Genomic DNA, 12,752 nt, shown 5'->3' on the forward strand with positions numbered 1-12,752 from the left:
AGGCGGACATGGCGAACGACGAGAAGCTGCTCGGCTACCTCAAACGGGTCACCGCGGAACTGCACCAGACCCGGCGGCGGCTCCAGGACGTCGAGACCAGGGAACGGGAGCCGATCGCGATCGTCGCGATGAGCTGCCGGTACCCGGGCGGCGTCCGGTCCCCGGAGGGGCTGTGGAAGCTGGTCGCGGACGGGACCGACGCCGTCGGCCCGTTCCCCGACGACCGCGGCTGGGACACCGGGCGGCTGTTCGACGCCGACCCCGACCGTCCCGGCGCGAGCTACGTCCGCGAGGGCGGGTTCGTGTACGACGCGGGGGACTTCGACGCCGGGTTCTTCGGCATCTCCCCGCGCGAGGCCCTCAGCATGGACCCGCAGCAGCGGATCGCGCTGGAGCTGTCCTGGGAGGTGTGCGAGCGCGCCGGGATCGACCCGCACTCCCTCCGCGAGAAGCAGGTCGGGGTGTTCGTCGGGTCCGGCGGGCAGGACTACGCCTACGTCCTCGACGCCCTGCCCGAGGCCGAGGAGACGTACCTCAGCACCGCCAACGCGGCCTCGGTGATCTCCGGCCGGATCGCCTACACGCTCGGCCTGGAGGGGCCCGCGCTGACCGTCGACACGGCGTGCTCGTCGTCGCTCGTCGCGGTGCACCTGGCGGCGCACGCGCTGCGCCGCCGCGAATGCGACCTGGCGCTCGCGGGCGGCGTCCTCGTGATGTCGCTGCCCGCGCCGTTCATCGCGTTCAGCAGGCAGCGCGGGCTCGCCCCGGACGGCCGCTGCAAGGCGTTCTCCGACGCGGCCGACGGCACCGGCTGGAGCGAGGGCGCCGGGATCCTGCTGCTGGAGCGGCTGTCCGACGCGCGCCGCAACGGCCATCGGGTGCTGGCCGTCGTGCGGGGCAGCGCCGTCAACCAGGACGGCGCGTCCAACGGCCTGACCGCGCCGAACGGGCCGTCGCAGCAGCGGCTGATCCGGCACGCGCTCGCCGAGTCGCGGCTCGCGGCCGGAGACGTCGACGCGGTCGAGGGCCACGGGACGGGCACCACGCTCGGCGACCCGATCGAGGCGCAGGCGCTCCTCGCGACCTACGGGCAGAACCGCCCGGACGACCGTCCGCTGTGGCTCGGGTCGATCAAGTCGAACATCGGGCACGCGCAGGCCGCCGCCGGAGTCGCCGGGATCATCAAGACGGTCATGGCGATGCGGCACGGGCTGCTGCCGAAGACGCTGCACGTGACGGAGCCGTCCACGCACGTCGACTGGGACGAGGGGAACGTGCGCCTGCTGACCGAGGCGCGGGAATGGCCGGAGCACGACGGCGACCGGCCGCGCCGCGCCGCCGTCTCGTCCTTCGGCGTCAGCGGCACCAACGCCCACCTGATCATCGAGCAGGCGCCCGAGGCTGACGCCGAGGAGGCGCTGCCGTGGCCGGACGGCGCGCCGGTGCCGTGGCCGGTGTCCGCGCGGGACGCCGCCGCGCTCCGCGCCCAGGCCGGACGCGTCGCGGCCCGGCTGGACGGCGCCGACGCCCTGTCCGTCGGGTACTCGCTCGCGACCGGGCGGGCCGCGCTGGAGCACCGCGCTGTCGTCCTCGCCGCCGGCACCGCCTCCGGGGCGGGCGGGCTCGCGGCGGTCGCCGCGGACGAGCCGCGCGCGGACGTGCTCGGCGGCGTCGCCTCGACCGGGCTGACGGCGTTCCTGTTCTCCGGCCAGGGCGCGCAGCGTCCCGGCATGGGACGCGAGCTTTATCAGGCGTTCCCCGTGTTCGCGGACGCGCTCGACGCCGCGTGCGCCGAACTCGACAAGCACCTGGACGTGCCGCTGAAGACCGTCCTCTGGGACGACGACCGCGAGCGGCTCGACCAGACCGTCCACACCCAGGCCGGGCTGTTCGCCGTGGAGGTCGCGCTCTACCGGCTGCTGGAGTCGTGGGGGCTGCGGCCCGACCTCGTCGCCGGGCACTCCATCGGCGAGCTGGTCGCCGCGCACGTCGCGGGCGTCTGGACGCTGGCCGACGCCGCCGCGCTCGTCGCCGCGCGCGGGCGGCTGATGCAGGCGCTCCCGGCGGGCGGCGCGATGGCGGCCGTGCGGGCGACCGAGGACGAGGCGTCCGCCGTCCTCGGCCCCGACACCGCGATCGCCGCCGTCAACGGCCCCGACTCGGTCGTCGTCTCCGGCCCGGAGGCCGAGGTCGAGCGCGTCGTCGCGCACTTCGCCGCGCTCGGCCGGAAGACGAACCGGCTGCGCGTCTCGCACGCCTTCCACTCCCCGCTGCTCGACCCGATGCTCGACGGGTTCGGACGCGTCGCCGCCGGGCTCGACCACGCGGAGCCGTCGATCCCGATCGTCTCGAACGTCACCGGGGACGGCTCCGCCGACCACCGGTCGCCCGAGTACTGGGTGCGGCACGCGCGGGACGCCGTCCGGTTCGCCGACGGCGTCCGCCACCTCGAATCGGAGGGCGTCACCCGGTTCGTGGAGGTCGGGCCGGACGCCGTCCTGACCGCCCTCGCCGAAGACGTCCTGGACGGCGCGCACCGGGTCGTCGTGCCCGTGCTGCGCCGCGACGGTGGCGAAGCGACAGCCCTCCTCACCGCGGTCAGCGCGCTGTACGCGGACGGCGCGGACATCGACTGGCACGCGGTGTTCGCCGGGCGCGGCGCCCGCGCCGTCGACCTGCCCACCTACCCCTTCCAGCGGAAACGCCACTGGCCCGACACCGCCGCAGGAGCCGCCGGGGACGTCGGCGCGGCCGGGCTGGAACCGGCCGGGCATCCGCTGCTCGGCGCCGTGGTCGCCGCGCCCGACTCCGGCGGCGTCGTCCTCACCGGGCGGCTCGCGGCCGGGGCCCGGCCGTGGCTCACCGAGCACGAAGTCCTCGGCGCGACGCCGCTGCCGGGCGCGGCGTTCGTGGACCTGCTCGTCCGCGCCGCCGACGAGGTCGGCGGCGACCTGGTCGAGGAGCTGACCGTCCACGAGCCGATGGTGCCGCCGGAAGGAGGGCTCGCGCTCCAGGTCGTCGTGGGGGAGCGGGACGAGTCCGGCGGATGGCCGGTGAGCGTCTTCTCCCGTCCCGCCGACGCCTCCTCGGACGTCCCGTGGACGCGGAGCGCCACCGGACGCCTCGCCGCGGACGGCGCGCCGCCGCCCGCCGAGCCGTGGCGGTCGCCGCCGCAGGGCGCCACCGCCATCGACGTCGACGACGCTTACGAGCGACTCCTCGCCCGCGGCCACGCCTACGGCCCCCTCTTCCAAGGGCTGCGCGCGGCCTGGCGGCACGGCCGGGACCTCTACGCCGAGGTCGCGCTGCCCGAAGGCGCGGCCGGAACGAGCGGGTTCGGGATCCACCCGGCGCTGCTGGACGCCGCGACACACCTCGTTCTCCTGGAAGAGGACGCCGAGCACGTCAGCCTTCCCACCGCTTGGAGCGGAGTCCGGCTGCACGCCGAAGGGGTGGAGGCCGTCCGGGTGCGGATCACGCCCGCCGAAGGCGGCGCGCACGCGCTCGACCTCGTCGACGAGGCCGGTCGGCCCGTGCTGTCGGCGGCGTCCGTCACGCTGGAGCCCGTGTCCGCCGAACGGCTGGAGGCGGCGGGGAACGCCAGGAACGACGCGCTGTTCCACGTCGAGTGGACCGGGATCCAACTCGCCGCCACTGCCATTCCGAACTGCGTCGTCCTCGGCGGCGACCGGTACGGCCTGCCGGGCGTCGCGGACCTCGCGGCACTTGCCGGATCCGCGGTGCCCGACGTGGTGTTCGCGCCCGCGCCGTCCGGTGTCGGCCCGGCCGAGGTGCGGCGCGCCGGGCACGAGGTGCTCGCGCTCGCGCGGGAGTGGCTCGCCGACGAGCGGTTCGCCGGGGCCCGGCTCGCCGTGGTCACCGAGAACGCCGTCGCCGCCGCGCCGCACGAGAAGCCGGGCGACCTCGCCGGGGCCGCGCTGTGGGGGCTGATCAGGTCCGCGCAGGAGGAGAACCCCGGGCGGTTCGTCCTCCTCGACATCGACGGCGGCGAGGAGTCCGCGCGGGCGCTGCCCGCTGCGGCCGCGCTGTCCGATCCGCAGGTGGCACTGCGGGCGGGTGAGCCGCGCGTGCCTCGGCTCGCGAGGTCGGCCGCGCCACGCTCGGGCCCCGCGCCCTGGGACGCCTCCGGGACCGTCCTGATCACCGGTGGGACGGGCGGCATCGGGCCGCTGATCGCCCGGCATCTGGTGTCCGCGCACGGCGTCCGGCGGCTGCTCCTGGTCGGCCGCCGCGGGCCCGACGCGCCGGGTGCGGCCGAGCTGCGCGCCGACCTCGCCGCGCTCGGCGCGGACACCGAGATCGCCGCCTGCGACCTCGCCGACCGGGACGCCGTGGCCGAGCTCCTCGACGGCCGTCCGCTGACCGGCGTCGTGCACGCCGCCGGCGTCCTGGACGACGGCGTGATCTCGTCCCTCACCCCCGACCGGCTCGACGCCGTGCTGCGTCCCAAGGTCGACGCGGCCTGGCACCTCCACGAGCTGACCCGCGACATGGACCTGACGGCGTTCGTGCTGTTCTCGTCCGTGTCCGGCGTCCTCGGCGGGCCAGGCCAGGGCAACTACGCCATGGCCAACGCCTATCTGGACGCGCTCGCCGCGCACCGCCGCGGCCTCGGCCTCCCCGCCGCGTCGCTCGCGTGGGGGCCGTGGGCGGAGGCGGGCATGGCGCGCCGCCTCGGCGACGCCGACCTGCGCCGCCACGAGCGCTCCGGGATCCCCGCGCTGACCACGGCCGACGCCCTCGGCCTGTTCGACCTCGCGCTGCGGGACGGCGCCCCGGCGCCGCTGCCCGTCCGGCTCGACCTGGCCGCGCTGCGCTCGCACGCCGCGTCGGGCGGGATCCCGGCGATGCTGCACGGCCTGGTCAAGGTTCCCGCCCGGCAGTCCGTGCAGGACGGCGGAGCCGCCGTCCTCGCGCGGCGGCTCGCGGAGCTGGCCGGGCCGGAGCGCGACCGGTTCCTGCTGGAACTGGTGCAGTCGCAGGTCGCCGCCGTCCTCGGGCACGACGACCGGGACGCGGTCGAACCCGAGCGCGCGTTCAGCGAGCTCGGGTTCAGCTCGCTCACGGCCGTCCAGTTGCGGAACGCGCTTAACGCCGTCACCGGGCTGCGGCTGCCGTCCACGCTGGTGTTCGACCACCCGAACGCGGCGGCGGTCGCCGCCCTGCTCGACGCGGAACTGGACCCGGCCGAGCCGTCCGCGGCCCCCGCCCTGGACGAGCACCTGCGCGCCCTGGAACTGGCGGTTTCCACGGCCTCGGACCCGGACGCGCGGGCCCGCGTCACCGCCCGGCTCCGCGAGATCACCGCCGCGTGGGCCGCCGCGTCCCGCCCGGACGGCGACACCGCCGCCGGGTCGGACGACCTGGCGGCGGTGTCGGCGAGCGAGATGTTCGAGATCCTGGACGGCGAACTGGAGTCGTCCGCCTGACCGGGCCGCGCGGGGGACGCGGCCCGGTCAGGGTCAGCGTCCCCCGGCGGGCTCGGGAGTCTTCTCGACGGCGGCCTCCGGACCCTCCTCCTCGGGGCCGGTCTGCTTCCCGCCGTGGTTGCGCAGCAGCGCCGTCCCGACGACCGCGACGATCGCGACCACCCCCGCGGCGATGCCCGCGTTGACGTTCAGGCCATGGACGAAAGCGTCCCGCGCCGCCCCGAGCAGCCCGGAACGCGCGTCGCCCGGCAGGCCCTTGGCGACCTCGGCGGCGCCGCCGAGCGTCTTCTCCGCGGCCTCGACCGCGCGCGGCGGCAGCCCGGCCGGGACCGCGTCGCCCATCCGATCCCGGTAGATCGCCGCGCCGATGCTGCCCATGATCGCGACGCCGAGCGCGCCGCCGAGCTGGTTCCCCGTCTCCGACAGCGCCGACGCCGCGCCCGCCCGCTCCGGCGGCGCCGCGGTGAGGATCATGTCGGCGGTCAGCGTCATCGCCACCCCGAGGCCCGCCGCGACCAGCACCACGCCGGTCACCAGCACCGCCAGCGACGAATGGACGCCGACCCGCGTCACCACCAGGAACCCGGCCGCCGTCATCAGCAGGCCCGTCCCGATGATGGAGGCGGGACGGACCGTCTTGGCGAGGCCGCTCGCCACCGTCGTGGCCACCGCGACCGCCGCGGGGGCGGGCAGCGACCACAGCGCCGCCTCCATCGGCCCCATCCCCCGGACGAGCTGCAGCCACTGCGTCGAGTACAGCGCGAACCCGACGAGCGCGAAGAACGCCACCAGGTTCACCGCCATCGGCACCGCGAACGTCCGCACCCGGAACAGCGCGAGGTCGATCATCGGGTCGCGGCGGGACCGCTGCCACACGACGAACAGCGCGCCGAGCACCAGCCCGGCGACGACCGCCGCGACCGGGACGGCGCTCACCCCGTCCTGCGCCAGCTCCTTGATCCCGTAGACGGCGGGCAGCACGGCGGCGAGCGACAGCACCGCGCCGACCAGGTCGAACCGTCCCGGACGCGGGTCGCGGTACTCGGGGATCAGCAGCGGCGCGAGGATCAGCAGCAGGGCCATCGGCGGGACGTTCAGCAGGAACACCGAACCCCACCAGAAATGGTCCAGCAGGACCCCGGACACCAGCGGGCCGAGCGCCGCGCCGCCGGAGAACCCGGCCGTCCAGATCGCGATCGCGGTGCGGCGCTGGTCGCCGTCCCGGAACATGCTGCGGATCAGCGCGAGCGTCGACGGCGCGAGCACCGCGCCCGCCACGCCCAGCGCGGCCCGCGCCCCGATCAGCGTCTCCGCGCTGGACGAGTACGCCGCCGCGACCGACGCCGCGCCGAACAGCGCAGCGCCGAGCAGGAGCATGCGGCGGCGCCCGAACCGGTCGCCGAGGACGCCCATCGTGATGAGCAGACCGGCCAGCAGGAATCCGTAGACGTCGAGGATCCAGAGCTGCTGCGCGCTGCTCGGCTCCAGGTCGGCGGTGATGAACGGGACGGCGAGGTACAGCACCGAGACGTCCATCGCGACGAGCAGGTTCGCGAGGACCAGGACGGCGAGTCCCGCCCACTCCCTCCGGCCGGCGCGCTGCGGTGATGCTGAGGTGGACATGATCCTCCGTAGGGCGGCCGCTTATCCGCGCGCCGCTGGTCCGGCCGCCGCGGTCGCGGCGAGGCCGGCTCTGTCGATCTTCCGGTTGGGATTGAGGGGAAAGGACTCCAGGTGCCGGAACGCCCGCGGCAACATCCCCTCGGGGAGCACCTGCCGGAGCCGTCCCGCGAGGACGGCGGGGGAGACGGGCGTGCCGGTGTAGAAGACGACGAGCTCCATGCCCCCGGCGTCGGCCGGGCGGGTCACGGTCACCGCGTCCTCGACGCCGGGGCAGTCGCGGACGGCGTCGTCGATCTCCGCCAGCTCCACCCGCCACCCCTGGATCTGCACCTGGGCGTCCAGGCGGCCGAGGTAGGCGAGCTCGCCGCCGTCGAGGCGGCGGACCCGGTCGCCGGTCCGGTACCAGCGGCGCCCGGCGTGGACGAGGAAGCGGCCCTCGTCGTCCCGTGGGTCGAGGTAGCCGGGCGTCATCTGCGGCCCCGCGACGCACAGCTCGCCCTCGGCGCCGTCCGTCGCGCCGTCGTCCGGGTCGAGGAGGAGGTGGTCGTGGCCCTCGTGGACCGTCCCGATCGGGACGTGCCCGTTCACGCACAGCGCGGGCGACGTCTCCGGCGACCAGCGGTGCCCGGACACGGTGACGGTCAGCTCGGTCGGCCCGTACAGGTTCTCCACGGCGGAGGCGGGCGCGGCGTCCTGCCATTCGGCGGCGTCGGCGTGGCGCAGCGCCTCACCGGCGAAGAAGCTCCAGCGCAGCGACGGCATCGCGCCCGGCTCCAGCCCGCCCATCCGCCGGACGAGCGCGATCGCGGACGGCGTCGAGAACCACACCGTCATCGCCCGCTCGGACAGGAACGACGGCAGGTCCGTGTAGGCCCGCACCGGGACGGTCCGCACGCTCGCCCCCGCGCCCCACGCGCAGAACAGGTCGAACATCGCGCAGTCGAAGTTGAGGCCGAACGTCTGGGAGAAGACGTCGTCCGGGCCGAAGTCGTACCGCTTGTCCAGCAGCGTGAAGTAGTGGTGCGTGGCGGCGTGGGTGATCTTGACGCCCTTCGGCCGTCCCGTCGAGCCGGACGTGAACAGCAGGTAGGCGACGTCCTCCGGACGGACGGGGCGCGGCGCGTCCAGGGCGGCGCGGACGGCTGGGATGACGGGCAGCCGACCGGCGTCGTCGCCGTCCGTCAGGACCGGCAGCTCCAGTTCGGCCGCCTCCAGGGCGGCGATCCCGGCGGCGTCGGCGACGGCCGCGGAGACGTTCGCGTCCGCCAGCATCCGCCGGGTCCGGGCGGCGGGGAAGTCGGGGCTGAGCGGGACGGCGGTCGCGCCCGTGTACAGCGCCGCGAGCAGCCCCCCGTACGCGACCGGGCCCTTCTCCGCCAGCACCGCGATCGCGGACGGCGGCCCGCCCGGCATGGCGAGCAGCGCGCCCGCCCACGCGAGCGCCCGCTCGTGCAGCGCCTCGTACGTCATGGACGCCGTGGTCGGGGAACCGGTGTCCACGTGGAACGCGGGGCGCGAAGGCGACAGGGCGAGGCCGCGCAGGAAGCGGCCGTGCAGCGCGTGCTCGGGGATCTCGTTCATCGTGGTGTCTTCCCGGAAGAGGGTCGATTCGGAAGGAACGCCGCCGTCCCGCCCAGCCCCGCCGCGTCGTCCGTGTCCTACCGGCCCGCCCGGGAGGCGCGTGCCGGGGTGCGCCGGGTGCGCGGGCGCATCGCCAGCTCGGGACGCAGCGAGACGACGTCGAACCGGTCGGTCGCGCACCGCACGCGCCCCCACAGGTTGTCGGGCCCGCACACGTAGAGGCGGCCGACGCCGAGGCCCTTGAGGGCCTCCATGACGCCCGGCCAGCGGACCGGGCGGACCGCCGCGTCCAGCAGGAGCGTGCGCAGCTCCGCGCCGGACAGCAGCGGCCTCCCGTCGTGGTCGGAGACCACGGGCAGGGACGGGTCGCGGAACTCGACGCCCGCGAACACCTCGCGTTCGAGGGAGTCGCGCAGCGACCCGAAGGCGCTGGAATGCATCGGCGGGCGCATCACGGCGAGCGGAAGCCCGCCGACGCGGCGCAGCCGCTCGGTCAGCCGACCGAGCGTTTCCTCGTGCACGGACAGCATGTAGAAGTCGTGGTCGACGTAGCAGGAGACGTCGTACCAGGCGCCCTGCTCGTCGAGGTCGCTCAGCACCTCGGCCAGCGCCTCCGGCGGGGTCCGGGCGAACGACTGGGTGACGATCCCGCGGTGCTCGCGCTGGAAGTACTCCTCGATGTGGCGGCCCGCGGCGGCGGTGAGCCGCACCGCGTCGGCGAAGCCGAGCGCGCCGGAGTGGACGGCCGCGGGCGTCCCGCCGAAGCTCGGCCCGGCGCACGCCACCGGGTCCGCGTCCAGGGCCGACTCCGCCCACCCGGCCATCGCCAGGCAGTTCACGAGGAACGCGACGCGGGCGGGCTCGGTGTACTCGCCGTCGCTCGCGCGGAACCGGTCGACGAGCGAGTAGCCGAGCGCGTCGTCGGCCTCCGCGACGAGCCGCCGCGCGGCCGGATGCATCAGCATGAATTTGCCGACGTCGCCGAAACTCGACGGGCTGATGGCGGGAAAGACGAGCGCGGCTTCCGCCCGGGGGCCGGTGTCCATGTCGTTCTTTCCCCCTCGTGTCGCGGCTGCCGCCGATCCATTGATTCCCGAGTTTGGCCGCGCCGCCGGCGGCCCCTGTACCCCTAACCGCCCCTAACGGATCGGCGGGCCCGGGCCCTAGGGGTGCATAAGGGTTGGGGGGTGTTGGCGGCGCCGATAGCGTCCAGCGGAAAGAGGCGTGAAAACCGTCGGTTCCCGCGATTCACGACACGCGGTCGACCACTCCATTCCGGCCGACGGTGCCGCCAGTGGAGGAATTTCGATGAAGGTATTCGTCACCGCCGGGACGGGCGTCGTCGGCACCGCCCTGATCGCCGAGCTGAGGTCGCGCGGAGCGGAGATCTCCGTGCTCACGCGCAGCGCCGAGAACGCCGAGGCGCTGCCCGACGGGGTGCGCGGCGTCGTCGGCGACCTGCTCGACTTCGAGTTGGTCCGCACCGAGTTCGCCGCGGCCGACGCCGTCTTCCTCAACCTGCCCGTCGGCGCGGACGAGTTGTACCAGGGCATCCTCGCCGTCGACGCCGCGAAGCGCGCCGACGTCCAGCACCTCGTCTACCTCTCCGCGCAGGACGTGGAGACGATGGTCACCGCGCCGTACTGTGCCGGGAAGGCCACGATCGAGCAGGCCGTCAAGAACTCGGGCGTCCCGTACACGATCATCCGGCGGGGCGAGCTGATGCAGAACGACATCGGCGCCAAGCCCATGCTCGACATGGGGATCTACGGCATCCCGTTCGGCGAGATCGGCGTGTCCCGGGTGGACGTGCGCGACGTGGCGGAGGCCGCGGCGATCGTCCTCACGACGCCCGGCCACTTCGGCGAGACCTACACCGTCACCGGCCCCGAGCCCGTGACCGGGCGGTTCGTCGCCGACACCTGGAAGCGCGTGCTCGACAGCGAGGTCGCCTACGTGGGCGACGACCTGGACTCGTGCTGGCAGATCCTCAACCAGATGATGCCGTCGCACATCGCCCGCGACATCTGGCTGATGTACGAGCACTACGACCACCACGGCCACGTCGCCGACGAGGACGACGTCGTCCGCGCGACGAAGCTGCTCGGCCACCCGCCGCGCTCCTTCACCGAATTCGCCGAGGAGACGGCCGCGGCCTGGAAATCCTGATCGGCCGCCGCCCGATCACGACACGCTCAGGAGCCATCATGTGGGATTCGCGCTTCGAGGAGATTCTGCGCGGCAGGCTGCCGTTCCTCGAAGAGAAGGAAAAGGTCGGCGAGGACCTCAGTCTGCGGGACTTCGGACTCGATTCGATGGGCGCCGTCGAATTGCTCGCCTCGCTGGAGGCCGCCTATTCGGTGCGGTTCGTCGACGACGCGCTCGACATGGCGAACTTCGCCACCCCCGGCGTCCTCTGGACGACCCTTTCCAAGATGATCGAGAAGGCGTCCTGAGATGAGCCCCATCACCATGCCGCCCGCCGTGCCGCCCGCCCGCGTGCGGGACTCGGTGGACAACCTGCACGGCTTCATGCTCCAGACCGCCGGCGACGCCCCGGGCGCGCCGGCGGTCGTGGAGCCCGGCCCCACCGGCGAGCTGACCGTCGTCACCTACGGCGAGCTGCGTCAACGGGTCGACGAGTACGCGGACGCGATCGGCGCGCTCGGCCTCGACGTCGGCGACCGGGTGATCCTGGAGTCGCACACCTCGTCGACGGCCATCGCCGTCTACCTGGCGTGCTGCGTGCTCGGCCTGCCGTTCATCCCGGTGAGCCCGGAGACGCCCGCCAAGCGGCTGCTCGCGATCATCGACTCGGCGCGTCCCGCCCTGTACCTCCAGCACGAGGACGGCGGCCGGGACGGCGTCCCGCCGGGCGTCGGCACCGCCCGGTTCGGCCCGGCCGGGCTGCGGGCCGAGCGCGCGCCGGAGCCGCGGACGAGGCGGCGGCGCGAGGTCGTCGGCACCGACCCGGCCTACATCATCTTCACGTCCGGGACGACGGGCCGCCCGAAGGGCGTCGTGATGAGCCACCGCGCCAGCACGGCCTTCTTCCGCGCGGTGCACGGCCTCGGCATCCTCCGGCCGGGGGACCGGGTCGCGACCGCGTCGCCGCTCCAGTTCGACTTCGCGCTGTTCGACATCGGCATCACGCTCGGCAGCGGCGCGACCCTGCTGCCGATCCCGCGCGAGCGGCTGCGCTGGCCGCGCCGCTTCGTCGGGTTCCTGCGGGACGCGGGCGCCACGCACGTGCACGGCGTCCCGTCCATCTGGCGGCCGGTGCTGCGGAACGAGCCGGACGAGCTGGCGACGCTCGGCCTGCGCGGCGTCCTGTTCTCCGGCGAGCAGTTCCCGATGCACGAGCTGCGCCGGCTGCGGTCCCTCGCGCCGGGCGCGCGGATCATCAACTGCTACGGCCCGACCGAGTCGATGGCGTGCTCGTTCACCGACGTCCCCGACCCCATCCCGGACGACCTGGAGCTGCTGTCCATCGGGCACGCCTACCCCGGCGCCGAGATGATGATCGCCGACGAGCGCGGCCGCCCGATCGAGCGGCCCGGCGTCCCCGGCGAGATCTACCTGCGCGCCCCCGCGCTGTTCAGCGGCTACTGGGACGACCCGGAGACGACGGCGCGGGCGCTGGTCCGCGACCCGCTCAACCCGGCGTCGGGGCAGATCGTCCTGCGCACCGGGGACCTCGCCCACCGCGGCCCGGACGGCGAGCTGTACTTCCGCGCCCGCGTCGACTCGCAGGTGCAGATCCGCGGCAACCGGGTCGAGCTGACCGAGGTGGAACGCAGGATCGCCGAGTTCCCGGGCGTCGGCGCCGCGGCCGTGACGGTCGCGGACGGCGGCTCCGCCGACCCGGTGCTGTGCGCGTTCGTCGTCGGCGCCCCGGGCGAGGGCGATCTCGACCGGCCGGCGGTCCGCGCGTTCTGCGCGGAGGCGCTGCCCGACTACATGGTGCCGAGCGAGATCCACGTCGTCGGCGAGCTTCCCCTCACCGAGAACGGCAAGGTCGACCGCGCGCTGCTCGCGTCGACGCGCTAGGGCCCGCCGGACGCCGGACGGCCCGCGAACGGGACGGCCGGACCGCCG

General features: G+C 74.8%; 7 protein-coding genes. 4 read left to right on the plus strand and 3 right to left on the minus strand.

Going from position 1 to position 12,752, the window contains the following annotated elements; genetic code table 11:
• The first annotated feature begins 8 nt into the window (after window positions 1-8).
• Window positions 9-5,450 carry a type I polyketide synthase gene (locus FXF68_RS35055; protein ID WP_222870231.1) on the plus strand — a complete coding sequence of 1,814 codons (5,442 nt, stop codon included), beginning with the start codon at window positions 9-11 and terminating at the stop codon, window positions 5,448-5,450.
• 33 nt (window positions 5,451-5,483) lie between these two features.
• On the opposite strand, the gene FXF68_RS35060 is transcribed toward FXF68_RS35055, so the two are convergent.
• The 3 genes from FXF68_RS35060 to FXF68_RS35070 all read right to left on the minus strand — a co-directional run bounded on the left by FXF68_RS35060 (window position 5,484) and on the right by FXF68_RS35070 (window position 9,700).
• Entirely contained in the window at window positions 5,484-7,073 is a 1,590-nt protein-coding gene (locus FXF68_RS35060) for an MFS transporter (RefSeq protein ID WP_148767046.1), read from the minus strand.
• A 21-nt stretch (window positions 7,074-7,094) separates the two neighbouring features.
• Complete coding sequence (locus FXF68_RS35065; protein WP_148767048.1) at window positions 7,095-8,654, minus strand: AMP-binding protein; 1,560 nt, start codon at window positions 8,652-8,654, stop codon at window positions 7,095-7,097.
• 77 nt (window positions 8,655-8,731) lie between these two features.
• Window positions 8,732-9,700, minus strand: coding sequence for an ACP S-malonyltransferase (locus FXF68_RS35070; RefSeq protein WP_148767050.1), 969 nt, complete (start codon window positions 9,698-9,700; stop codon window positions 8,732-8,734).
• A gap of 262 nt (window positions 9,701-9,962) precedes the next feature.
• On the opposite strand from FXF68_RS35070, the gene FXF68_RS35075 reads away from it, so the two are divergent.
• The 3 genes from FXF68_RS35075 to FXF68_RS35085 are packed head-to-tail and all read left to right on the plus strand — an operon-like array spanning window position 9,963 to window position 12,704.
• Window positions 9,963-10,823, plus strand: a complete 861-nt coding sequence (locus tag FXF68_RS35075; protein WP_148767052.1) for an SDR family oxidoreductase — start codon at window positions 9,963-9,965, stop codon at window positions 10,821-10,823.
• 38 nt (window positions 10,824-10,861) lie between these two features.
• Window positions 10,862-11,110, plus strand: coding sequence for an acyl carrier protein (locus FXF68_RS35080; protein WP_148767054.1), 249 nt, complete (start codon window positions 10,862-10,864; stop codon window positions 11,108-11,110).
• A 1-nt stretch (window position 11,111) separates the two neighbouring features.
• A complete protein-coding gene (locus FXF68_RS35085) occupies window positions 11,112-12,704 on the plus strand; it encodes an AMP-binding protein (protein ID WP_246179109.1) in 1,593 nt (530 codons plus the stop codon).
• Window positions 12,705-12,752: the final 48 nt, after the last annotated feature.

This window comes from Actinomadura decatromicini, assembly GCF_008121305.1.
Lineage (GTDB): Bacteria > Actinomycetota > Actinomycetes > Streptosporangiales > Streptosporangiaceae > Spirillospora > Spirillospora syzygii.